General features: G+C 70.6%; 17 protein-coding genes and 2 tRNA genes. 8 read left to right on the top strand and 11 right to left on the bottom strand.

Going from position 1 to position 22,439, the window contains the following annotated elements; all coding sequences use genetic code 11:
• The first annotated feature begins 17 nt into the window (after nucleotides 1–17).
• Both PY257_RS01445 and PY257_RS01450 read left to right on the top strand, forming a co-directional pair.
• Nucleotides 18–362: an FAD assembly factor SdhE gene (locus PY257_RS01445; RefSeq protein ID WP_275738063.1), complete on the top strand. Its 345-nt coding sequence runs from the start codon at nucleotides 18–20 to the stop codon at nucleotides 360–362.
• On the top strand, nucleotides 359–1,669 hold the full coding sequence (locus PY257_RS01450) for a citrate synthase (protein WP_275738031.1): 1,311 nt from the start codon (nucleotides 359–361) through the stop codon (nucleotides 1,667–1,669). Before PY257_RS01445 ends, PY257_RS01450 begins: the two co-directional genes overlap by 4 nt.
• 54 nt (nucleotides 1,670–1,723) lie before the next feature.
• Here the strand turns inward: PY257_RS01450 and PY257_RS01455 are convergent, their stop codons facing one another.
• From PY257_RS01455 to PY257_RS01470, 4 genes are read right to left on the bottom strand one after another with little or no spacing between them, the layout of a single operon-like run.
• Nucleotides 1,724–1,918 (bottom strand): hypothetical protein, encoded by a 195-nt coding sequence (locus tag PY257_RS01455; protein ID WP_275738033.1) that lies wholly within the window; start codon nucleotides 1,916–1,918, stop codon nucleotides 1,724–1,726.
• Between the two features lie 45 nt (nucleotides 1,919–1,963).
• Nucleotides 1,964–2,716: a 16S rRNA pseudouridine(516) synthase gene (locus PY257_RS01460; RefSeq protein ID WP_275738064.1), complete on the bottom strand. Its 753-nt coding sequence runs from the start codon at nucleotides 2,714–2,716 to the stop codon at nucleotides 1,964–1,966.
• Nucleotides 2,717–2,727: 11 nt separating this feature from the next.
• Nucleotides 2,728–3,354 (bottom strand): riboflavin synthase, encoded by a 627-nt coding sequence (locus tag PY257_RS01465; RefSeq protein ID WP_275738035.1) that lies wholly within the window; start codon nucleotides 3,352–3,354, stop codon nucleotides 2,728–2,730.
• Between the two features lie 36 nt (nucleotides 3,355–3,390).
• Complete coding sequence (locus tag PY257_RS01470) at nucleotides 3,391–4,308, bottom strand: helix-turn-helix transcriptional regulator (protein ID WP_275738037.1); 918 nt, start codon at nucleotides 4,306–4,308, stop codon at nucleotides 3,391–3,393.
• 182 nt (nucleotides 4,309–4,490) lie between these two features.
• Here PY257_RS01470 and PY257_RS01475 point away from each other — a divergent pair, with 182 nt between their 5' ends.
• The gene (locus PY257_RS01475) at nucleotides 4,491–6,050 is read left to right on the top strand and encodes an IPTL-CTERM sorting domain-containing protein (RefSeq protein ID WP_275738039.1); all 1,560 of its coding nucleotides are present in this window, start codon (nucleotides 4,491–4,493) and stop codon (nucleotides 6,048–6,050) included.
• Between the two features lie 235 nt (nucleotides 6,051–6,285).
• Here the strand turns inward: PY257_RS01475 and PY257_RS01480 are convergent, their stop codons facing one another.
• Entirely contained in the window at nucleotides 6,286–8,799 is a 2,514-nt protein-coding gene (locus PY257_RS01480) for a UvrD-helicase domain-containing protein (protein ID WP_275738041.1), read from the bottom strand.
• A 30-nt stretch (nucleotides 8,800–8,829) separates the two neighbouring features.
• On the opposite strand from PY257_RS01480, the gene PY257_RS01485 reads away from it, so the two are divergent.
• Both PY257_RS01485 and PY257_RS01490 read left to right on the top strand, forming a co-directional pair.
• Entirely contained in the window at nucleotides 8,830–9,603 is a 774-nt protein-coding gene (locus PY257_RS01485; protein ID WP_275738043.1) for a hypothetical protein, read from the top strand.
• Nucleotides 9,604–9,829: 226 nt separating this feature from the next.
• A complete protein-coding gene (locus PY257_RS01490; protein WP_275738045.1) occupies nucleotides 9,830–10,807 on the top strand; it encodes a GMP reductase in 978 nt (325 codons plus the stop codon).
• 81 nt (nucleotides 10,808–10,888) lie between these two features.
• Here the strand turns inward: PY257_RS01490 and PY257_RS01495 are convergent, their stop codons facing one another.
• From PY257_RS01495 to PY257_RS01510, 4 genes are all read right to left on the bottom strand, one after another.
• Nucleotides 10,889–12,142 (bottom strand): IS701 family transposase, encoded by a 1,254-nt coding sequence (locus tag PY257_RS01495; protein ID WP_275738047.1) that lies wholly within the window; start codon nucleotides 12,140–12,142, stop codon nucleotides 10,889–10,891.
• A gap of 222 nt (nucleotides 12,143–12,364) precedes the next feature.
• Nucleotides 12,365–14,701 (bottom strand): CHASE2 domain-containing protein, encoded by a 2,337-nt coding sequence (locus PY257_RS01500; protein ID WP_275738049.1) that lies wholly within the window; start codon nucleotides 14,699–14,701, stop codon nucleotides 12,365–12,367.
• Nucleotides 14,698–16,368 (bottom strand): FecR domain-containing protein, encoded by a 1,671-nt coding sequence (locus tag PY257_RS01505; RefSeq protein WP_275738051.1) that lies wholly within the window; start codon nucleotides 16,366–16,368, stop codon nucleotides 14,698–14,700. The genes PY257_RS01500 and PY257_RS01505 overlap by 4 nt, the downstream gene beginning before the upstream one ends.
• Before the next feature lie 85 nt (nucleotides 16,369–16,453).
• Nucleotides 16,454–17,167, bottom strand: a complete 714-nt coding sequence (locus PY257_RS01510; RefSeq protein WP_275738066.1) for a response regulator transcription factor — start codon at nucleotides 17,165–17,167, stop codon at nucleotides 16,454–16,456.
• A 272-nt stretch (nucleotides 17,168–17,439) separates the two neighbouring features.
• On the opposite strand from PY257_RS01510, the gene PY257_RS01515 reads away from it, so the two are divergent.
• The 3 genes from PY257_RS01515 (at nucleotide 17,440) to PY257_RS01525 (ending at nucleotide 18,635) form a co-directional block, all read left to right on the top strand.
• Entirely contained in the window at nucleotides 17,440–18,327 is an 888-nt protein-coding gene (locus PY257_RS01515) for an NAD(P)-dependent oxidoreductase (RefSeq protein ID WP_275738053.1), read from the top strand.
• 134 nt (nucleotides 18,328–18,461) lie between these two features.
• Nucleotides 18,462–18,537, top strand: a tRNA-Ala gene (locus PY257_RS01520).
• Between the two features lie 22 nt (nucleotides 18,538–18,559).
• Nucleotides 18,560–18,635, top strand: a tRNA-Lys gene (locus PY257_RS01525).
• A 148-nt stretch (nucleotides 18,636–18,783) separates the two neighbouring features.
• Here PY257_RS01525 and PY257_RS01530 read toward each other — a convergent pair.
• Entirely contained in the window at nucleotides 18,784–20,253 is a 1,470-nt protein-coding gene (locus PY257_RS01530; RefSeq protein WP_275738055.1) for a sensor domain-containing diguanylate cyclase, read from the bottom strand.
• Between the two features lie 134 nt (nucleotides 20,254–20,387).
• Nucleotides 20,388–22,112 carry a DEAD/DEAH box helicase gene (locus PY257_RS01535; RefSeq protein WP_275738057.1) on the bottom strand — a complete coding sequence of 575 codons (1,725 nt, stop codon included), beginning with the start codon at nucleotides 22,110–22,112 and terminating at the stop codon, nucleotides 20,388–20,390.
• Nucleotides 22,113–22,439: the final 327 nt, after the last annotated feature.

Here is a 22,439-nt window from a genome sequence, read left to right on the forward strand (position 1 = left end):
GCACCGTGGACACCGACATGACCGCACCACCGGCACGCCAGCCTGCCGCCGAGCCGCTGCAAGCGCGGGAACTCGGCAAGCTCAAGTGGCGCTGCAAGCGTGGACTGCTCGAGAACGATCTGTTCATCGAGCGTTTCTTCACGCGACACGAGCCATCGCTCACAGCGGCGCATGCGCGTGGATTGACCGTATTGATGGATCTGGCAGACAACGACCTGCTGGACCTGCTCCTGCGCCGCAAGGAGCCCGCAGGCGCCACCGATACGCATGAAGTAAGAGAAGTGCTGGAGCTGATGCGCATCTGTGATGCGAAGCGCACCCCGCCAGATGTTGGGTCAACCCTAGAAGGAAAGTCGAAATGAAACTTGCTGACAACAAAGCCACCCTGTCGTTCAGTAACGGCAGCCCCAGCGTCGACCTGCCGGTCTACCACGGCACCATCGGGCCGGACGTGATCGACATCCGCAAGTTGTACGCGCAGACGGGCATGTTCACCTATGACCCGGGCTTCCTGTCCACGGCCGCATGCCAGTCCGCCATCACCTACATCGACGGCGACAAGGGCGAACTGCTCTACCGCGGCTACCCCATCGAGCAGCTCGCGGTGAACTGCGACTTCCTCGAAACCTGCCACCTGCTGCTCTACGGCGAGCTGCCCAATGCCGCACAGAAGCAGACGTTCACCGAGACCGTGACCAAGCACACCATGGTCAACGAACAGATGCAGTTCTTCCTGCGCGGCTTCCGCCGCGACGCGCACCCGATGGCCGTGCTCACGGGCCTGGTGGGTGGACTTTCGGCCTTCTACCACGACAGCACCGACATCAACAACCCCGAGCACCGCGAGATCGCCGCGATCCGCCTGATCGCCAAGATGCCCACGCTGGTCGCCATGGCCTACAAGTACAGCATCGGCCAGCCCTTCATGTACCCGAAGAACTCGCTGTCCTATGCGGGCAACTTCACACACATGATGTTCGGCACCCCGTGCGAGGAATACAAGGTCAACCCCGTCGTCGAGAAGGCGCTCGACCGCATCTTCATCCTGCACGCCGACCACGAGCAGAACGCCTCCACCTCCACCGTGCGCCTGTGCGGCTCCTCGGGCACCAATCCGTTCGCCGCCATCGCGGCAGGCGTGGCCTGCCTCTGGGGCCCGGCCCACGGCGGCGCCAACGAAGCCTGCCTGAACATGCTCGAACACATCCAGGCCAACGGCGGCATCGCCAAGGTCGGCGAGTTCATGGAGAAGGTCAAGGACAAGTCCTCCGGCGTCAAGCTCATGGGCTTCGGCCACCGTGTTTACAAGAACTACGACCCACGCGCAAAGCTCATGCAGGAAACCTGCAACCAAGTGCTATCCGAACTGGGCCTGGAAAAAGACCCGCTGCTCGCGCTAGCCAAGCAGCTCGAGAAGATCGCTCTGGAAGACGACTACTTCGTGCAGCGCAAGCTCTACCCGAACGTCGACTTCTACTCCGGCATCGTGCAGCGCGCCATTGGCATCCCCGTGAGCCTGTTCACCGCCGTCTTCGCGCTGGCCCGCACCGTCGGCTGGATCGCCCAGCTCAACGAGATGATCGGCGACCCCGAGTACAAGATCGGCCGCCCGCGCCAGTTGTTCACCGGCACCACCAAGCGCGACGTGAAACCCCTCGCGCAGCGCTGACCGCTCCGCACCCCCCGTCCGCCATGCCCCCCGGTTCGCACCGGGGGGCATTTTTTATCCTGGAAACGGCAGTTGGATGCGCCTGCCGGTGCCGTGATCGGCGTGCCAGGCAAGACCGGGCGACGCGGCGGGCTTGATGCCCGCAAGGAGGAGCAACGCCGCATGGCGCGCCGAGCGCGGTGCTGGCAGGTGCATGGCGCTCTCACCCACGAGGTGAACCCCATCGAAGCCGTCAACGCTCGATTGCATGCGGCCTGGCAAGGGATGCAAAGCGGTCAACTGCCGTTTCCAGGTTTATGCAGGCGCCTGCGCCGTCACCAGCGCCAGTTCGACCTGCGTGAGCCAGCGCCACTGGCCCGGCGCCAGGTCGGGCGGCAGGTCCAGCGCGCCGATGCGGCTGCGGTGCAGCCGCTCCACGCGGTTGCCCGCCGCGGCCACCATGCGCTTGACCTGGTGGTACTTGCCCTCGGTCAGCGTCAGCCGCAGCCCATATTCACCTATGCGCTCGCAGGCCGCCGCGCGCACGGGGCGCGGGTCGTCGTCTAGCACCACTCCCTCCAGCAGCAGCCGCACCTGCGCCGCGTCCACGGCATGCTTCGCGGCCACCTCGTACACCTTGGGCACATGCTTCTTCGGCGATGCCATGCGGTGGATGAACTGACCGTCGTCGCTCAGCAGCAGCAGCCCCGTCGTGTCCTGGTCCAGCCGTCCGGTGGCCTGCACGCCCGCCACGGCGCTCTTGGAAGGACGCGAGCGCAGCGGCGCGGGCAGCAGCGTATAGACGCTCGGGTAGGTGGATGGCTTCTGCGAACACTCCACCCCCGCCGGCTTGTGCAGCATGAGGTAGGCGCGGGCGTGGTATTCCCACGCGGCGCCCTGCACCCAGAAGCGCAGGCCGTCGGGCACGAAAGCCTGCGCCGGATCGGTGCAGGCGCAGGGTGCGCCGTCTCCGGGCCGCGCCACGGACACGTACCCCTGCTGCACCAGCCCCGCGCAGATGCGGCGGGTGCCGAAGCCTTGCGTGAAAAGAATGTCCTGGAGCGCCAGCGCCTGCTGCGTCATGGCTGCGCACGCAGCTCCAGCATGCGCGCCACATAGCGCGCCACCGTATCGACCTCCAGGTTGACGGCGGCGCCCGGCGCCAGCGTGCCCAGCGTCGTGTTTTCCACCGTGTGCGGGATGAGGTTGATGCTGATCTCGCAGCCCTCGGGCGCGTCCTGCACGCGGTTCACCGTCAGGCTCGCGCCGTTGACCGCCACCGAACCCTTGTAGGCCAGGAAGCGCGCCAGTTCGGGCGGCGCCAGCACGCGCAGTTCCCAGCTTTCGCCCACCCGCGCGAAGTGCGTGACGCGGCCCACGCCGTCCACGTGCCCCGACACGATGTGGCCGCCCAGCCGGTCGTCCGCGCGCACCGCCTTCTCCAGATTGACCGGGCCCGGCGCGCCGAGCCCCGTGGTCCTGCCCAGCGACTCCTGCGAAATGTCGATGTCGAACCGCCCCGCCTGCGGCTGCAGCGCCGCAACCGTCATGCAGGCGCCGTTGAGCGCGATGCTGTCGCCCGGCGCCACATCGTCGAGATAACCCGCGGGCGCCTCGATCGCCAGGCGCTTGCCATAGCCCGCGGCGGCGCCCAGATCCTGCGCGGCGACGATGCGTCCCACGCCCGTGATGATTCCGGTGAACATGGCCGCGATTGTGGCAGAGGCGCAGCCCAGCCGCGCCTACGCGCGCAGCGCGCCGGCAATGGCATCCGCCTCGCCCGGGGGAGCGTTCACCTGCGCGCCCGCCGGCCCACCGTGCGAGCCGGGCAGGCTCCACAGCGGCGGCAGCCGGGCGAACAGCGGCTTTTGCATGATCGCCATCGCGGCGGCCAGTCGATCCTCCACGCCCAGCTTCTCGAACAGCGTGCGCACATGGCTCTTCACCGTATCCAGGCTCACGTGCAATTCCTGCGCGATCGCTTCGTTCGACATCGACTGCGCGAGCCGCACCGCCACGTCACGCTGGCGCCGCGTCAGGTCCGGGCACAGGTAGGCCAGCCGCTCGCGCAGCGTGAGCGACGCCACCATGCGCTCCAGCGCCTGGCGGTGCAGGCGCTGCGCATGCCCGCGCAGCGCCTGCAGCAGATCGCGCTCGCCGTCGGAAAATGCGGGCCGCCCCAGCACGCGGTGGCACGCGATCGTCACCACGTAGCCATGCAGCGCGATCACGATGCCCATGATCCGGCGCGCCCCAGACGGCAGGAACACCTCGCGCGCGATCGGCAGTTCCATGAACTCCGCGTCGGTGAAGAAATCCGACTCGCGCAGCGCCCGCTCGCCATAGAACGCCGGATCGTTCTGCCAGAACGGATGGCTGGCCGCGTGGCGGTTGTACGCCTCCAGGCTCATCGTGCGCTGGTGGCCCTCGTCGGGGTTGTGCAGGAACAGGCAGCGGAAATCACGGCTCGGGGCGTGGAACTCGCCATACGACACCTGCTCCACCGCGATCAGTTCGTCCACGCAGCCGAAGATGGCCTGCGGCAAGGCGTGCAAGTCCAGGTCGGACGAATACAGCCGTACCAGGGATCGGTCCAGCGCCGACTGCAAGGCAGCAGGCAGGGTTGGCGGCAAGGCAGGGGAGGCGGCAGGGGCGAGCATGAAATTCACTCTTTTGGGGAATTGCCAAGGGAATGCGGACGCCGCCACAATGGCTGGTTTATGAATGGCAGGTTTGTGATTTCTTGCATTTTGACGCACATCCTACCGGCCCACAACGCGCGGGCGCCGCGATGGGCGCCTTCCCTGAAATAGTCCCTCCGTCCATGCACTCCTTCGACTCCATGCCCTTGATTGACCGCCGGCCCTACGGCCCGGACGTTCCCTCCCCACCCCGCAGCCGGCGCCGCGCCTTGGCGGCGGCGGTATTGCTCTGCGCCCTGGCCTGGGCGGGCGCGCCGCTGCCGGCCTGGGCGGGCGGCGGAGGCGGAGGGCTCGGCGCCTACGGCGCTGGCGGTGGCGGCTACGGCGGCGGCGCCGGCGGTGGCAACATCTACCGCATTGGCGGCGCCGCCGGTATTGGCGGCGGCGGCGACATCGGCAACCCCGCCAGCGGCGCCAATGGCACCCCCGGCTACGGCGGCGCCGGCAGTGTCGGCGGCGTGGGTGCAGGCCCCGGTGGGGGCATCGGCGGAGGGGCCGGCGGCGATGGCGGCGCTCCTGCCGGCGGCGGCGGCGGCGGCGGCGACGGCATGGTCATCGTCAGTGACCTGCCGAACCCGTCCTTGGCTTCGCTGACCGGCGGCGCGGGCGGCTCCAACATTATCAGCGGCAGCAACGGCGGCTCCGGCGGCGGCGGCGCGGGGGCCGTGGTGGGCACCGGCAATACCACCATCACCCTTGCCGGCACCGCGACCGGCGGCAACGGTGGCAACACCCCAAACCGCGGCGGCGGCGGCGGCGGCGGGGGCGGCATGTACGTGACCGGCAGCGGCGCCAGCATCGCGCTGCAAGGGGGCGCCACGGGCGGCAACGGCGGTGTCGGCGGCAGCGATGCCTTCGTCAACAGCCACGGCGGCGGCGGGGGCAGCGGCATCTGGCTGGCGGGTGCCAGCAATGCCATCACCATCGGCAGCGGCCAAGCCGTCACGGGCGGCAGCGGCGCTGCCGGCGGCGCGCCCGGCTATGGCGGCGCGGGCGGCGACGGCATCCGGGTGGAAGGCAGCGGCAACACCATCATCGCCAGCAGCGGCAGCAGCATCGCGGCCGGCGCGGGCGGCGACATCGGCGGGCTGCCCCCCGGCGCCGCCGTGCGTTTCACCGGCGCCGGCAACATGCTGGACCTGACCGGCACCACGGTGACGGGCGACCTGCTGCTGACGGGTGCGGGCAGCACGCTCAAGGGCACGGCCACGGTGGCGGGCAGCCTGGCGCTCAACGGCACGCTGGCGCCAGGCCATTCGGTGGGCACCATCAGCGTGGCGGGCGACGCGGCCCTGACCGGCACCTACAGCGCCGAGATCGACGCCAGCGCGTTGCCGCCCGCCGCCGACCTGCTGGCCGTCGGCGGCACGGCCACGCTGAATGCGACCATGCTGAACGTCACCAACCTGGCCGGCACGCCCGTGGCGGGGAGCTACACGCTGCTGACGGCGGGCACCATTGCCGGCAACTTCACCATAGGAACCCTGCCCGCCGTCGCCGGCCTGACGGCCAGCGTGGTGTACGACACGGTGGCCGTCCCCAATACGGTGAAGCTGGTGTTCGCCGCCGCGCCCCCACTGCCGCCCGGCGGCGGCGTGACGGGCGTGCCCACGCTGTCGCAGTGGGCGCTGGCGCTGCTGGCGCTGCTGCTGGGCGCGGCCGGATGGGGGCTGCGGCAGCGCGCCGGGGCACGGAGGTAGGGGAGTATATTGCCACACCGCCCGTTTTCAGGGCGGCGGGAAGATGGGTGTGGGGGAGTATGCCAGCCAAGCCGCAAAACCACGCCATGCGGGCACGGCACCATGTGCCGCGCCGGCACTTCTGAACACGACTTACGCAAAACGGGTTCAGGCGAGACGCCCGCCTTCTGGACGCAACGGCTGGTGCATCCTTGTTTGCGCAAGTCCTGCTGAAAACGCTGGGCTGCGACGCCCGCTATTCGACGACGGTGAGCTTGGCGACGGAAAGCGCCAGCCACTTCACCCCATGGCGCGCGAAGTTGACCTGCGCGCGCGCGTCGTCGCCCATGCCTTCGATGGACAGCACGGTGCCTTCGCCGAACTTGGCGTGGAACACCTGCAGGCCCGCGCGCAGGCCGTGCGAGGGAGCGGCCTTCTGCGCCACGGGCGGGGTGCCGCGCACCACGTTGCTGAAGCTGGCGAAGGGCGATGAATACTTGCCGAATGGGCCGCCAGCGCCTGTCGTTCCTGCGCCTGTAGCTATCGAATCAGGAGCATATGCGCCGAAGCCGCCGTGCCTGGGCGTGATCCACTTGAGCGCGCCTTCGGGCAGTTCGTCGTAGAAGCGGCTGGGCACGCTGTAGCGCATCTGGCCGTGCAGCAGGCGGGTCTGCGCGTGGCTCAGGTACAGGCGCTTGCGGGCGCGGGTGATGGCCACGTACATCAGGCGGCGCTCTTCCTCCAGCCCGTCGCGGTCGCTCATGGCGTTCTGGTGCGGGAACAGGCCCTCTTCCAGCCCGCCGATGAACACGCAGTCGAACTCCAGGCCCTTGGCCGAGTGCACGGTCATGAGCTGCACCGCGTCCTGCCCGGCCTGGGCCTGGTTGTCGCCGGCCTCCAGCGCGGCGTGGGTCAGAAAGGCGGCCAGCGGGCTCAGGGTCTCGCCGGTTTGCGCGTCGGGCGCGAGCGGTTCGTCGAGCAGCGGGCGCGCGGGGTCTATGCCCTGGCTGGCGGGGCTTTGCGCCAGTTCGTCCCCGTGCGGCGGCTCGCCGCGCAGTTCATCGACGGGCAGGGCCACGGCGTCGCGGCCAAAGCCCTCCTGCGTGACGAAGCTCTCGGCGGCGTTCACCAGCTCGTGCAGGTTCTCGATGCGGTCGGCGCCTTCGCGCTCGTGGCGGTAGTGCTCCACCAGGCCGCTGGCGTCGTTGACCACTTCGATGATCTCGCGCAGCGGCAGCCCTTTAGTCTGCTCGCGCATCACGTCGATCATGGCGACGAAGCCGGCCAGGTTGGCCCCCGCCTTGCCGGGGATGCCGGCCACGGCGTCGTGCAGCGAGGCGCCGGCCTTGCGCGCGGCGTCCTGCAACTGCTCCAGCGTGCGCGCGCCGATGCCGCGCGCGGGGAAGTTGGCCACGCGCAGAAAGCTGGTGTCGTCGTGCGGGTTCTCCAGCAGGCGCAGGTAGGCCAGCGCGTGCTTGATCTCGGCGCGCTCGAAGAAGCGCAGGCCGCCGTACACACGGTAGGGCACGGCGGCGTTGAAGAGCGCAGTCTCGATCACGCGGCTTTGCGCGTTGCTGCGGTAGAGGATGGCGATCTCGCGCTTTTCATATCCCTCAGCCCCCGCGCTTGCCGCTTCGTGTGCTGCGCCGCCCCCCGGGGCGGCTGGCGCGGCTTGGGAGGGCCCGGCGCCGCGCCCACCGCGCACGAGGTTGCGTATCTCTTCCACCATCCACTGCGCCTCGCCCAGGTCGCTGGTGGATTCGTACACGCGCACCGGCTCGCCCGCGCCCTGCTCGGTGCGCAGGCTCTTGCCCAGGCGACTGCTGTTGTGGCCGATCAGCTCGTTGGCGGCGTCGAGGATGTTGCCGAAGCTGCGGTAGTTCTGCTCCAGCTTGATCTGGTGGGCCACGTTGAACTCGCGCACGAAGTCGGCCATGTTGCCCACCCGCGCGCCGCGGAAGGCGTAGATGCTCTGGTCATCGTCGCCCACGGCCAGCACGCTGGATTCGGGGCCGGCAAGCTGCTTGAGCCAGGCGTACTGCAGGCGGTTGGTGTCCTGGAACTCATCGACCAGAATGTGGCGGAAGCGGCGCTGGTAGTGCGCGCGGATGGCGTCGTTGTCGCGCAGCAGCTCGTAGCTGCGCAGCATCAGCTCGCCGAAATCGACCACGCCCTCGCGCTGGCACTGCTCCTCGTACAGTTGGTACAGCTCGATCTTCTTGCGGTCGTCCTCGTTGCCGCCCTCCACGTCGCCGGGCCGGCGGCCGTCTTCCTTGGCGCCGGCGATGAACCACTGCACCTGCTTGGGCGGGAAGCGTTCGTCATCGACGTTGAACTGCTTCATCAGCCGCTTGATGGCGCTGAGCTGGTCCTGCGTGTCCAGTATCTGGAACGCCTGCGGCAGGTTGGCGAGCTTGTGGTGCGCGCGCAGCAGCCGGTTGCACAGGCCGTGGAAGGTGCCGATCCACATGCCGCGCACGTTGATGGGCAGCAGCGCCGACAGGCGCGTGAGCATCTCCTTGGCCGCCTTGTTGGTGAAGGTGACGGCCAGGATGCCGCCCGGCGTGGCCAGCCCGTTCTGCAGCAGCCAGGCGATGCGCGTGGTGAGCACGCGCGTCTTGCCCGAGCCCGCGCCGGCCAGGATCAGCGCATGGCCTGCGGGCAGCGTGACGGCGGCCAGTTGCTCGGGGTTGAGGTTGCGCAGCAGGGGGGAGGCTTGCGGGGCCATGCCGGCGGCGGGCTGCGCGGCGGGCGGGTGTTGTGGGAACATGCCGCGATTGTAGGAACCCGGCCGAAGTCCATGCCCCCGCCCTTCCCCCGCGCCGCCCGCGCCGCGGCAATCATCACCGCCCTGCTGCACGCGGGCGCCGCCGCGGCCCAGTGGCTCACCGCCTGCACGAGCGACGGCGAGCCCGCGCCCGCCGCCATCGTGGAGCGCTTCATGAGCGCCGACTGCGCAGCCTGCTGGAGCCGCCCCGCGCAGGTGCCGGCCGCGGGCGAGCTGGCGCTGGACTGGATCGTGCCCAGCCCGCGCGGCGACGAGGCGCCGCTCTCCGCCGCCGCCACGCGCGACAGCACCGAGCGGCTGGCATCGCTGGGCCTGAAGGCGCCCGCCGCAACCAGCACGCGCCGCGCCGCCGTGGCCATGCGCGCGCCGCAAGGCCCGCAGCCAGTCCAGCAGCAGGCCCTGCCGGGCCTGCGCGTGGCGCGCGGCGTGCCCGTGGGCGGCTATCTGGGCACGGCGATGCGCTACCTGCCGCCCGCGGGCCGGCAGCCGCCGCGCCCGGGCGCGCCGCTGACCGCCTGGCTGCTGCTGGTGGAAACACTGCCCACCGGCACCGAGGGCTCGCCGGTGGAGCGCAACCTGGTGCGCAACGCGCTGGCCGCGCCGTGGAGCGGGCCGGCGCTGCAGCTCGACGGCGACGGGCCCCTGGGCTACCAGGAGCGGCGATCCATGTCCATCCCCGCAGGCGCGCGCCCCGAGCGGTTGCGCCTGGTGGGGCTGCTGCAGGACGCGCGCGGGCGCATCCAGGCCGCCGCCGTGTCGCGCTGCGCGCCGCCAGCCACGCAGTAGCCGCCAGCCGGTTCCCCTTATTTCCCATATACCGGCCATAAGCCCCCGCGCAGGCCGGGGCAACACGGGCGGCCTAGAATCAGCCACCGGGCCCAAGTTTCCTGACGCCCGGTTTTTTTGCGCCCGCGTTCGCCGCCAGCGCCCCAAAAGCCGGCATCAGGCCAAGCGCCCAGCCGTGGTGGAAATCCCTCCGCCCGGCCCCTTCACTGGAGCTTGGAGCCTTGCCATGGAAATCTTCGACTACGACAACATCCTGCTGCTGCCGCGCAAGTGCCGCGTGGACAGCCGCGCGGAATGCGACACCAGCGTCACCCTGGGCCCGCGCAGCTTCCGCCTGCCCGTGGTGCCGGCCAACATGAAAACGGTGGTGGACGAGAAGATCTGCGCCTGGCTGGCGGCCAACGGCTACTTTTACGTGATGCACCGCTTCGACCTGGACAGCGTGGCCTTCGTGCGCGGCATGCACGACAAGGGCTGCTTCGCCTCCATCTCGCTGGGCGTGAAGCAGGCCGACTACACCACCGTGGACCGGCTGGCCGAGGAGCGGCTGGAGCCCGCCTACGTGACCATCGACATCGCCCACGGCCACGCCGACGCGGTGAAGAACATGGTCGCCTACCTCAAGCGCCGGCTGCCCGGCGCCTTCGTGATCGCGGGCAACGTGGGCACGCCCGAGGCGGTGATCGACCTGGAGAACTGGGGCGCGGACGCGACCAAGGTGGGCATCGGCCCCGGCAAGGTCTGCATCACCAAGCTCAAGACCGGCTTCGGCACCGGCGGCTGGCAGTTGAGCGCGCTGAAGTGGTGCGCCCGCGTGGCCACCAAGCCCATCATCGCCGACGGGGGCATCCGCAGCCACGGCGACATCGCCAAGAGCGTGCGCTTCGGCGCCAGCATGGTGATGATCGGCTCGCTGTTCGCGGGCCACGAGGAATCGCCCGGCACCACCGTGGAGGTGGACGGCGCGCTCTACAAGGAGTACTACGGCAGCGCCAGCGACTTCAACAAGGGCGAGTACCGCCACGTGGAGGGCAAGCGCATCCTGGAGCCGGTGAAGGGCCATCTGGCCGACACGCTGGTCGAGATGGAGCAGGACGTGCAAAGCTCCATCAGCTACGCGGGCGGCACGCGGCTGATGGACATCCGCCGGGTCAACTACGTGATCCTGGGCGGGGACAACGCGGGCGAGCACCTGCTGATGTAGGGCCTCTGCGCCGACCGCTATCAATTCAGTAGCTGCCAGCGCAGGCAGCGTCTGCGCTGGCGCCGCTCCTGGCCTGCAGGCTCAGCAGCGCTGTTGCAGCCGCTGCGCCATGCGCCAGCCGTACGCCACCGTCGCCAGCGTGGCATGGTGCACGAAGCCGCGCCAACTGCGGCCCTCGTAGTCGCCCAGGCCGAAGTCGCGGCGCATGGCCTGCAGGTCGCGCGCGGCGCGGCGGCCCGTGTTGATGGCGGCCACCAGGTCGACCAGGCTGGCGTGCTCGGGCAGCGTGGACAGCATGTAGCGCAGCGGCGCGGACTGCCGCGCGGGCCATTCGACGAGCAGCCATTGCGCGGCCTCGGGCGCGCGGCGGCTGCGCGCCATGCGCACCCGCACGGCGGCGAAGCGGCCGCTGTATTCGGTGCCGTCGCCGTCCTGCCAGCACAGCGTGCGCCAGGCCCGCGGCGCCAGCGCGCGGGCGATGTCGCGCAGCGGGGCCGGCGCCGCGCCGTCCACGCTGGCGCGGACGCCAGCGTCGGATTCGACCACATAGGGCAGGCCCAGGGCGGCCAGGCCGTCGCGCAGGGTGGGCTCGGTGCCCAGGCCGGCGTCGGCCACCACGCACCAAGCGGGCGCGCCCTCCGCGCGCAGCGCGGCGAGCTGGTTGAGCGCCATGCGCACCGGCGTGGCGAAGGCCTGGCCGGCGGGCACCGCGGCCTTGCGGCGCTGCTGCGCATCGGTGGCCCAGGCATGGGGCAGGTAGCGCTGCCACGACACGGGCAGGCTGCCGTCTGCACCCGCCAGCGACACGCTGACGGCGCGGCGCTGCGGCCCGGCGGCGGCGGGGTTCTGGCCTTCGGGCACCAGCGCGGTCTGCTGCAGCACCCAGTAGCCGCCGGCGCGCATGTCCATGCGCGGCAGCACCCACTGGGCCACGCGGCGCAGCACGGCGGCGTCGGACCAGCCGGACTTGGAGACGAAGTGGTGCAGCGACTGGTGCAGGGCGCCGGCACGCTGCGGGTCGAGCGCCTGGGCCAGCACGTCCATGGTCTTGCGCGGCAGCGGCAGCAGCAGGCCGCGGCAGTAGGCGAGCAGGCCCGCATGGCGGTCGACGTGGCCCAGGGCGGGGGCGATGTGTTCGATGTAGGCGGGCAGGCCCTCGTCGCCCGGCACGGGGCGGGTGCCGGCGGGCGGCATGCGCAGGGGCGCGGCGGCGGGCAGGGACGCGGCGGCGGGCTGGCTCCATGCATGGGGGACGCTGGCGGCGGCCTGGCGCGCGGCAAGCGCGTGGCGGCCGGGCAGCCGCTGCCCGGAGTAGTGGAGTTGACAGATCGCCATGGATGCGCTTCCTGCAATGCAGTGGGGTTGCTTGTGCAGGCAACTGTAGGCAGGGCGCGCATGCAAGGCCAGCGAGTTGACGATCTTTGACATTGGGAAAGCCCCGCGCTGCGCGGGTGTCACAAGAAAAAATATACTCCCCACCCCTCCTATCCGCCAGCGCAGATTAAACGGGCGGTGCATTATCATACTCCCCCAGAGTATGCGCATGAACCCGTGGCATCAGGCATCGCAAAGCGGCACGAACAGCACGAAGGCCGTGCCTTGGCCGGGCGCGCAATGCACCTCGATGCGCCCGTTGTGGCGCAGCAGCACGGTCTGCACGAACACCAGCCCCAGGCCCGCGCCGCCGGGGCCGCCGCGGGTATCGCCCAGGCGCTGGAAGGGGCGAAACAGCAGCTCCTGCTGCGCGGCGGGGATGCCGGGGCCCTGGTCGCGCACCTCGATGCGCGCTTCACCGTCCTGCACCTGCAGCGTGCACTGCACGCTGGCGCCCGCGGGGCTGTACTTGAGCGCGTTGTCCACCAGGTTGGCCAGTGCGCGCGTGAGCAGCGCGCGCTCCACCCGGCCGTAGCAGGGCGCATCGGGCAGCGTGGCGCGCACCGTGACGGACATGGCACGCGCGCGGGCCCAGAACTGCTCCACGGCGTCGAGCAGGATGTCGCCGAGGTTGGCCTCGTCGAAGGTATAGGCGTCGCCCTGGGCGCGCGCCAACTGCACGAAGCTGTCGGCCAGGCGCAGCGCGTGCTGGGCGTGCGCGGCGATGCGCGGGTGCAGCGCGGCGGCCTCCCGCGGGTTGCCGCGCTCCAGCTCCATGAGCGTGAGGATGGAGGACAGCGGCGCGCGCATGTCGTGCGAGAGGAAGCGCATCGTCTCCTCGCGCTGGTGCTGGGCCTGCAGCAGCAGAGCCACGTCCACGAGGCTGACGATCCAGCCGGCGTGGGCGCCCTGGTCGTCCACGCGCTCCACGGCCTTGAGCAGGTGTTCGCGCCGCCGCGCGTCGGTGACCTGGATCTCGCGCACGTCCGCGCTCTGGGGGCTGGCGTCCATGGCCGCCCATACCGCGTCGAAAGCCGGCAGTGGCGCGCCCGCAGGCCCGCGCAACTGGCGCGACAGCACGCCGCCGAGCATGGCGCCGACGAGCGGGGGGCTGGCGCCGAACTCGCGTTGCGCGCTCTGGTTGGCCAGCAGCACCGTGCCCGCAGCGTCGCTCACGAGCATCGGGTCGGGCAGCGCGTCGATGCTCTGGCGCACGAAGCGCTGCAGGCTGCGCAGTTGCTCGGCGGCGCTGCTCATGGCGCGGATGCGGCGCTCCAGCTCGTCCGCCGCCGGGGCGCTGCCGGCGGGCGCGGGCAGCAGCAGGCTGCCGCCGCCCTGGCGCGTGCGCTCGAACTCCTCGGCCAGATAGCCCATGGCACGCTCCAGGCGCCGCCAGCTCCACAGCGGGTAGCTCAGGCCCAGGCACAGCAGCGCCGCGCCCGGCGCGAACTGCAGGCCGGCCCAGCGCTGCGCCAGCGCGGCGGCGCCCAGCGCCGCGAACAGCAGGGCGACGATGGCCGCGCCCGCCACGCGCTGCGGCAGCCGGCGCAGCGCCGCCAGGGCCAGCAGCAGCGCCACCACGGTGAAGGCGGCGTTCTGCCAGGGCGCGGCGCGGCGCAGCGTGATGCCGCGCTGCAGCGCATCGAGCACGTTGGCCGAGATTTCCACGCCGGCCATGATGCCGTCCTGGCTGGTGACGGGCGCCGGGTAGGCGTCGCCCAGCCCCGCAGCGGTGGCGCCGACCAGCACGATCCTGCCGCGCAGCGCGGCATCGGGCACGGTGCCGTCGAGCACGTCCACGTACGACACCCGCGCGAAGCTGCCCGGCGGCCCGGCGTAGGGGATCTGCATGCGGTAGTCGCGCAGCCACAGGCCCTGCGCGCTGGCGCCCTCCTGCGCGCGGCGGCGCTCGCCGGGCCAGCGCGCCTGGGCCAGCGGCTGGCCCGCGGCGGCCAACAGCTCCAGCGTCCAGTGGTTCCACCAGCGGCCCGCCGTGCCTTCGCGCAGGAACAGGCTGCGGGCGATGCCGTCGGCGTCCAGCTCCACGTGTACGTGGCCGAGCCCGCGCGCCGCCGCCGCCAGTTCGGGCCGCGGCAGGGCGGCGGCGGGCGGCTGTGCGCCGATCTGCTCCATGCGCAGCGGCAGCACGGCGTTGCCGCTGCGCCGCAGGGCGGCGGCCAGCGCGGCGTCGTCCTGCGGGTGCAGCAGGTCCTCGTCGGAAAAGATGATGTCCAGCCCCACGGCGCGCGCGCCCGCGGCATGCAGCCGCTCCAGCAGTGCGGCATGCAGGCTGCGCCGCCAGGGCCAGCGCCCGAGCTCGGCGATGCTGCGGTCGTCGATGGCGACGATGACGATGCCCGGCGATGGCACGCGGCCATTGAGCCGCGTGATCTGGTCCATGAGCAGGCCGTCCTGCGGCCCGAGGCCGTTGATCCAGCCCAGCGCGGCGGCGGCCAGGGCCCACCAGAACGGCCAGAAAGACCGGAACGCGCGCGCCAGCGCACGCGCGCGGGTGGTCACGGCCGGGACCAGGGCATGCCGGCTCCGCTGCCGACGGGCAGCCCCTGGCCCGTGCACAGCGATTGCGGCGCGCGCAGCCAGCGCGGCGGCGAGAACTCCGAGCGCAGGCCATTGGCGGCGATGGCCTGCAGCCGCACGGCATAGCGCCCGCCGCAGGTGGCGGGCAGGCGCAGCCGGGCTTCGGCCTCGTCCACTTCCAGGCGCTGCACGGGGTGCGCGAAGTCGGCATCGCCTTCTTGCGCCACCTCGACCACGTAGCGGGCGCCGGGCACCGGCTTCCAGCGGATGCGCTGGCCGTCGGCGCCGTCCTCCTGCTCCATGCCCGCGCCGGGCGCGGGCGGCAGGGCCGAGGCGTGGAACGATTCCAGGGCGCTGTAGGGGCCGCGCTCCGGCGGCGCGCCGGCGGCCTCGCGCGCCAGGCTGGCCACGCGCCAGTAGTACGCGCCCTCCTCCTCCACCCGGATGTCGAAGCCGCAGGCGCGCTCGGCGCGCTGCTCGGCGGGCGCGGCGAAGTCGGGGGTGCGCGCGAGCTGCAGCAGGTAGCCCTCGGCTCCGTACACGTCAGTGCAGGCCAGGTGCACCGTGCCGAGCGGCAGCAACTGCCCGGCGGCCGGCGACTGGACCAGCGGCGCCACGGGCCGGGTCTTGACGCGCACGCCGCGCTCGGCCACGGCGCCGGGCAGGCCGCGCGCGTCGATGGCGCGCACGCGCAGCAGGTAGCGCCCGTCGGGCAGGCCGCCGATCACCACGGGCGCGGCCACCGCGTCGATGGCTTCGAGCACCTGCGCGGCGGCGCCTTCGCGCGCCACCTGCACGCTGTAGCGCGCGGCGCCAGCATCCGGCGCCAGGGGTGGCAGCGGCACGCTCCAGGGCATGTCCTCCTGCCGCTGCGGCTGGCCCGACAGGTCGGGCGCGGGCAGCAGGTCCACCACGCTCACGCCCGCGCCGGCGCCCACCACGGCGCCCTGCCCCGCGCGCACCGGCACCGGCGTGGCGGCGGCCTGCGCCGCAGCCACGCCGATGACGCCCTCGGTCACGTCGGACACGGTGCCGGCAGGCGACAGGGCGACGCCGAAGCGGGTGCCGCGCACGCCCGCGATGGCCAGCGGCGTGCGCACCTCGTAGCGCGAGCCCGGACGCTGCGGCTGCACTGCGGCGTCCACGCGGCCGCCTTCGAGCTCGAACACGCTGCGCGAACGGTCGGCGCCATCGATTTCGCGCAAGTGCAGCAGGCGCAGGCGGCTGCCAGCGGGAAGCTGCACCTCGGAGCCGTCGCGCTGGCGCAGCGTGGCGAAGCTGCGGTCTTGCACCCACACGGTCTCGCCTTCCTGCAGCGTGTCGCCGGCGCCAAGCGCGCGCTCGCTGCCGTCGGCGGCGGCGGCCACGACGCGGCCGCGCGCATAGGCCACCTGCAGCGTCTGCGGCGTGCCGCGCAGGCGCTCGGCGGGCAGCCGCAGCGTGGAGCCGGGCACGAGCTGCCGCGGATTGGCCACCCCGTTGATGCGCTGCAGCAGGGGCCAGCCGCGCGCGCCCTCCAGCAGCAGACGCTCGGCCACGCCGTAGAGCGTGTCGCCGGGCCGCACCTCGTAGGGCACGAGGTCTTCGGCGCGTGCGCCGGATGCGGCGGCCAGCAGGGCCGCCGCGGCCAGGGCCAGGAGTTTTTTCATCGCCGGACCGCTCCAAGATGGAATGCTGCCCCCTCGGAAGGCAGCAACCCGCGCAGCGGTGGAGCGTGGGGGCGATTTTTCATGTTCATGCGGGCATCTTTCCTTCGGCATCGCCCTCGTCGAGCGCCTCCAGCCGGTAGCCCTGGCCGTAGACGGCGGTCAACTGGAAGCCACGCTCGGGCCGCAGGCCCAGCTTGGCGCGCAGCGAGGAGACGTGGGTGTCGAGCGTACGCGATGGGATGCTGGCATCGAGCCCCCACACCGCCTGCATGAGATGCGCGCGCGACAGCAGGCGGCCGCAGTTGGCGAACAGGCGCCGCGCGAGGTCGAACTCCTTGTCCTTGAGTTCCATGGCCTGGCCCTGGAATTCCACCGTCCTGCGCACGGTGTCGAAGCGGTAGCCGCCGTACTGCAGCACCGTGTTCTGCATCTCGGGGTAGCTGCGGCGCAGCAGCGCCTGCACCCGGGCCCGCAGCTCCTGCACGCGCAGGGGCTTGACCATGAAGTCGTCGGCGCCGGCGCTCAGGCCCTCCACGATGTCGCGTTCGTCGCTGCGGTTGGTCACGAAGATGATCGGCACGCGGTGCTCCAGGTTGGCCCGCGCCCAGCGCACCACGTCGAGACCCGAGGCGCCGGGCAGTTGCCAGTCGAGGATCAGCAGGTCGAAGCTCTCGCGGCGCAACTGGGCCAGCAGCGGTTCGGCCCGCTCGAAGGCCACGCAGTCGTGGCCCATGCATTGCAGCACGCTGCATACGAGTTTCAACTGTTGCGCATCGTCATCGAGTGCCGCGATGCGCATGGGCGGGTGGTTTTCTGCAATGTGTTGCATGACAGTGTGGCCGCGCAATGGAAGGGGCGGCAGGGCCGGGGCCGCATCCCCCGTTGCGCCCTTTGCCGGGGATTGGCCTCATTGGAACATGCGTGCGCTGCTGTCACAAAAGGCACTGGCAGCGCCAAACGCGGGCTGCGGTGCCGCAAGCCCCGTGACAGCCTTGGCGAAAAGAAAGCAACGATCATCGCCACCACGGTGCCGCAGGCCGCGCGGCGCACACAACGAGAGAGAGACAAAAAATGAACGCATCGCCCCTTCCCTGCGTCGCCGTGCTGGGCACCGGCATGATGGGCTTTCCGGTCGCCCTGCGTCTGCGCGCGGCGGGCTTCGGCGTGCGCGCCTGGAACCGCACCACGGCCAAGGCCGCCGGCCTGTCGGCGCACGGCGTGCAGGTGTGCGCCGACGCTGCCGAGGCGGCGCGCGGCGCCGACATGGTGCTGAGCCTGCTCGCCGACGGCGCCGCCATGGGCGAGGTGCTGTTCGCGCACGGCGTTGCCACCGCGCTGCGGCCCGACGCGCTGGTGGTGGATATGGCATCCATCCAGCCCCGGGAGGCTCGCGACCATGCGGCGCGCCTGGGCGAGCGCGGCATCGCGCACCTGGACGCCCCCGTGTCGGGCGGCACCACGGGGGCCGAGGCGGGCACGCTGGCCATCATGGTGGGCGGCAAGGCGGCGGACTTCGCGCGCGCGCAGGCGCTGTTCGGCGCGCTCGGGCACGCCACGCACGTGGGGCCGCACGGCGCGGGCCAGCTCGCCAAGCTGGCCAACCAGATGATCGTGGGCATCACCATCGGCGCGGTGGCCGAGGCTCTGCTGTTCACGGCCAAGGGCGGCGCCGACATGGCCAAGGTGCGCGAGGCCATCGCCGGCGGCTTTGCCGACAGCCGCATCCTGCAACTGCACGGCCAGCGCATGGTGGAGCGCGACTTCGCGCCGCGCGCACGCATGACCGTGCAGCTCAAGGACATGCGCAACGCCCTGGCCACGGCGCGCGAGATCGGCTTCGACGCGCCGGCGACGGCGCTGTTCGAGTCGCTCTACGCCCAGAGCGTGGACCACGGGCTGAGCGGCCTGGACCACGCCGGCCTTTTCGTGGAGCTGGCCAGCCGCAACGGCATGCAGTGAGCGGCGGCGGGACGGCCAATTTTTGGCGCAGCGCAGCAGGGAAGCGCGAAACGCCGCAGGAAGCGCCAAAAATAGTGCATAATCTTGGTCTTGCCTCTTCTGCACGACAGACAACTGCACTGCGGAATGCTTGTGGGGGGGTAGCTCAGCTGGGAGAGCGTCGCGTTCGCAATGCGAAGGTCGTGAGTTCGATCCTCATCCTCTCCACCACACGGCGGCAGGTTTTTTCAGTGGGTTCTTAGCTCAGTTGGTAGAGCAGCGGACTCTTAATCCGTAGGTCGAGTGTTCGAGCCACTCAGGACCCACCACCATAAGCGCATCGGCGCTGCAAAGGCCGCTATCCAAAAGATAGCGGCCTTTTCACTTCAGGCCCATTGCCAGGATATTGCCGGAACGTCAGCTTTCGGCGCTGGTCGCGGCAGGCCCTACCCCCATGCGGCATAGGAACGTGCGGCCCTACGACCGGGCGCGCCGGTCGATCTGCTCGTCGCGGTAGTAGCGCGTCTTCTCGGCGTACATGCGCTGGTCGGCCAGGTTGATGGCGGCCTCCACCTGGTCGCCGCTGGCGCACACGGCGTGGCCCATGGACGCGCTGAGCGTCTGGCCCGGATAGAACTGGTTGTTCAGATCCATCAGCGACTCGATGCGCTCGCGCATGGCCAGCGCGCCACGCTCGTCGGTCGCGGGCATGAGCACGATGAATTCGTCGCCGCCGATGCGTGCGGCGCAACCCGGCGCGTCCACGGCCTTGCCAAGCACCTCGCCCATGCGCCGCAGCATGGCATCGCCCGCAGCATGGCCGGCCTCGTCGTTCACGCGCTTGAGGCCGTCGAGGTCAATGGCCAGCACGCCGAGCGGCCACGGCCCCTTGCGCGAAAGGCGGTTCAGTTCCTCCACGTAGAAGGCGCGGTTGCGCAACTGGGTCAGCACGTCGTGCTTGCCGAGGTATTCGAGATACGCCTCGGCCTTCTTGCGCGCGGTGATGTCCACGAGGGAGACGAGCACCAGGTCCCAGCGCTCCAGGTGGTCCGCCAGCACCGCGAACTGCATGTGGATGTTCACCGCGTCGCCCGCCAGCGAATAGTTGACGACCTCGCGCTGCTGCGACGTGCGGTTGAGCCACAGCTCCTGCAACTGCTCGCTGAAGGAGTCACGCATCTCGCCGCGGAACACGCGGCCCAGGTTCTTGAGCAGGTCGTTCTTGTCGTGCGCGGCGAACATGCGCAGCGTCTGCTGGTTCACGTCGATGACGCGGATCTCGTGCATGCAGCGCGTGACGAATTCCGGGTGCACCTTGATGAAGGTGGAAAAATCCAGGATGCCCTGGGCACGCACGTCGTCGAGCAGCCGCTTGACCGCGCTGAAATCCTCCACCCACAGCGAGACGGGCGAATGCTCGAACAGGCCGCGCGCATAGCGCTCGCTTCGCACCAGTTGGCGCAGGGCGTGCTCGCGCTCGGTAATGTCCTCCAGCGACACCAGCAGGCGCTCCCACGTGCCCTCGTGGCCCGGCAGGATGCGCCCGCGCACGACCACATCGAGCCGTCGGCCATCGATCGTGTAGTTGACCGTCTGGTTATGGAATTCGGTTTCGCCGTTCCACAGCGCCAGCCATTCGCGCGCCACGCCCTGGTGCATGTCGTCGCGGAAGACGCGGCCCAGGTTGTCCATCAGATGCTCCTGGCTCCCGGCGGCGAACAGCGCGAGCGTCTTCTGGTTGACCTGCAGGATGCGCAGACAGGCCGTGCCCTTGACCACCTGCTCGGGGTGCTGGTGCAGGAAGGCCGGCAGGTCCGTCACGCCCTGGGCGCGCCATTCGTCGAAGAGCGCCTTGAGCGCGCTGAAATCCTCCAGCCATAGCGAAACCGGTGCCAGCGCGAACATGTGCTCGAAATCCGCAGCAGATGCAAGAGGCAAGGGTGGCATGGTGCAAATTCCTCGGTGGATGCGCGGCAGTGTACGCGGCGGGGATGTCGTTCAATACACGTAAAAAGCCGGCTATTGCAAGCCGGCCTGTACCCTCGGGGAAATGTCCGGCGGGGCCGCTCCCCGCCTCGGCGTCAACGAACCGGTTTGGCGGCGCGCTTGTTGCGGCCTTCGTAGGGCGCGAACGGCTTGGCGCTGGCGCGCGCGCCAGCGGGCTTGGGTGCAAAGCCATGGCTGCCGCGCGGCGCGGCGTGGCCGCCGCGATTGTCAGAGCCGCCTTCCGAACGAGCAGCGCCGTAGCCGCCGCGCGGCGCGAATGCGGATTCGCCAAAGCCCGGCTTGTGACCATAGCCGCCATCGCCATCGCGGCGACCGCGGTATTCGCCGCCACGACCGCCGGCGGGGCGCGCATCGCGCCCGTCGCGGCTACCACGCGCGCCGGCGCCATGCCGGCCCTGCGGCGCGCGCGACTCGGTGAAGCGCTGCTGCGGCTCCAGGCCCGGAATCACCTCGGCCTTGAAGGACTGCTTGCTATAGCCCTCGATGTCGAAGATCTTGCGGCGGTCGCGGAACTCGGCGAAGGTGACGGCCAGCCCGTCGCGGCCCGCGCGGCCGGTGCGGCCGATGCGGTGGGTATAGTCCTCGGCCTTCATCGGCAGGCCGAAGTTGAACACGTGGGTGATGGTGGGCACGTCGATACCGCGCGCGGCCACGTCGGTGGCCACGAGGATCTGCACCTGCCCGTTGCGCAGGGCCATCAGGCGGCGGTTGCGCAGGCCCTGGCTCAAGGCGCCGTGCAGCGCCACGGCGCTGAAGCCGGTCTGCTGCAAGTCATTGGCCAGGCCGTCGCACTCGACCTGGGTGCTGGCGAAGACGATGGCCTGGTTGATCGTGGTGTCGCGCAGCCAGTGGTCGAGCAGCTTGCGCTTGTGCATGGCGCTGTCGGCCCAGAACAGCACCTGCTTGATGTTGGCGTGCTTTTCCTGCGGCGAGTCGATCTGCACCTTCTGCGGCTGGCGCATCACGCGCGTGGCCAGTTGCTGGATGCGCGGTGCGAAAGTGGCGCTGAACATCATGGTCTGCTGGCGCCCGGCGGTGAGCTGGTTGAGCTCGGCCAGGTCGTCGGAGAAACCCAGGTCGAGCATGCGGTCGGCCTCGTCCACCACCAGGAACTTGACCTGGTCGAGCTGGATCTGCATGGAGCGCTGCAGGTCCAGCAGGCGGCCCGGCGTGGCGACGACGAGGTCGGCGTTCTGCAGCCTGGCGATCTGCAACTGGTAGGGCATGCCGCCCACCACGTTGGCGATGCGCAGGCCGCGGCAATGCTTGACCAGGTCGATGGCGTCGTGCGCCACCTGCTGCGCGAGTTCGCGCGTGGGGCACAGCACCAGTGCCCCGGGAGCGGCGGCCTTGAAGTGGCGCGGGTTGGTCGGGTCCTTGCGCTTGGCGCGCTTAGGGGCCGGTTCGCCCTTGGCGGCGGCATCGGCGCAGGAGCGCTCGAACTCGGCGCGCGCGGCGGCCTCCTCGTCGGCCTGCCGGCGAATCAGCGTGTGCAGCACGGGCAGCAGGAAGGCGGCGGTCTTGCCGCTGCCGGTCTGGCTGGAAACCATCAGGTCGACGAAGCGTTCGCCCTCACCCGGCTCGCTGGCCATGGCCATCGGGATGACCTTGTCCTGCACGCTGGTGGGCTGGGTGAACCCCAGGTCCTCCACGGCCTGCACCAGCTCGGGCGCCAGGCCCAGGCGCACGAAACCGTTGGACGCGGCGGCCACCGGCTGCGCGGCGAGGGCCAGGGATTCGGAAATGGAAAGTTCGGCAGGCGCGAAATCGCCCTGCACTGGCAGAGAAGAATCAGTCATCGGTTTTCTTACGCGAAGACGCCGCAGGGCGAACCTGCGAAGGCTTCTATTCAATGGTCGGAAAAACATCAACCATCAAACAAAGCCTGCGCCGCGAAGGCGTGGGGTGGGTTTCATGCGCGATGCTCAGGCGCTGCGGGGAAGGGCCCCGCGGCAGGCTGGATCGCAAGCCCGTGTGTGAAGGGAGATGCGCATTTTTTGCGCTGCAAGGTGCAACGCAAGCCGGCGATTATGGCAGCTTGCGGGTTTCCCCGCAAGCTGCAGTCTTGTCCAACGAGGTATGAGCCTGGAGCCGGGCTCGTGATTCCACTGAGCAATGAGCCTGGC

The sequence above is a fragment of the Curvibacter soli genome (genome assembly GCF_029211125.1).
In the GTDB taxonomy this organism is placed as follows: domain Bacteria; phylum Pseudomonadota; class Gammaproteobacteria; order Burkholderiales; family Burkholderiaceae_C; genus Curvibacter_A; species Curvibacter_A soli.

Coding starts and splice junctions, on each gene's coding strand:
- PY257_RS01445 (WP_275738063.1), top strand. CDS start 18: ATGACCGCACCACCGGCACGCCAGCCTGCCGCCGAGCCGCTGCAAGCG.
- PY257_RS01450 (WP_275738031.1), top strand. CDS start 359: ATGAAACTTGCTGACAACAAAGCCACCCTGTCGTTCAGTAACGGCAGC.
- PY257_RS01455 (WP_275738033.1), bottom strand. CDS start 1,918: ATGCAATCGAGCGTTGACGGCTTCGATGGGGTTCACCTCGTGGGTGAG.
- PY257_RS01465 (WP_275738035.1), bottom strand. CDS start 3,354: ATGTTCACCGGAATCATCACGGGCGTGGGACGCATCGTCGCCGCGCAG.
- PY257_RS01470 (WP_275738037.1), bottom strand. CDS start 4,308: ATGCTCGCCCCTGCCGCCTCCCCTGCCTTGCCGCCAACCCTGCCTGCT.
- PY257_RS01475 (WP_275738039.1), top strand. CDS start 4,491: ATGCCCTTGATTGACCGCCGGCCCTACGGCCCGGACGTTCCCTCCCCA.
- PY257_RS01480 (WP_275738041.1), bottom strand. CDS start 8,799: ATGTTCCCACAACACCCGCCCGCCGCGCAGCCCGCCGCCGGCATGGCC.
- PY257_RS01485 (WP_275738043.1), top strand. CDS start 8,830: ATGCCCCCGCCCTTCCCCCGCGCCGCCCGCGCCGCGGCAATCATCACC.
- PY257_RS01490 (WP_275738045.1), top strand. CDS start 9,830: ATGGAAATCTTCGACTACGACAACATCCTGCTGCTGCCGCGCAAGTGC.
- PY257_RS01495 (WP_275738047.1), bottom strand. CDS start 12,142: ATGGCGATCTGTCAACTCCACTACTCCGGGCAGCGGCTGCCCGGCCGC.
- PY257_RS01505 (WP_275738051.1), bottom strand. CDS start 16,368: ATGAAAAAACTCCTGGCCCTGGCCGCGGCGGCCCTGCTGGCCGCCGCA.
- PY257_RS01510 (WP_275738066.1), bottom strand. CDS start 17,167: ATGCGCATCGCGGCACTCGATGACGATGCGCAACAGTTGAAACTCGTA.
- PY257_RS01515 (WP_275738053.1), top strand. CDS start 17,440: ATGAACGCATCGCCCCTTCCCTGCGTCGCCGTGCTGGGCACCGGCATG.
- PY257_RS01530 (WP_275738055.1), bottom strand. CDS start 20,253: ATGCCACCCTTGCCTCTTGCATCTGCTGCGGATTTCGAGCACATGTTC.
- PY257_RS01535 (WP_275738057.1), bottom strand. CDS start 22,112: ATGACTGATTCTTCTCTGCCAGTGCAGGGCGATTTCGCGCCTGCCGAA.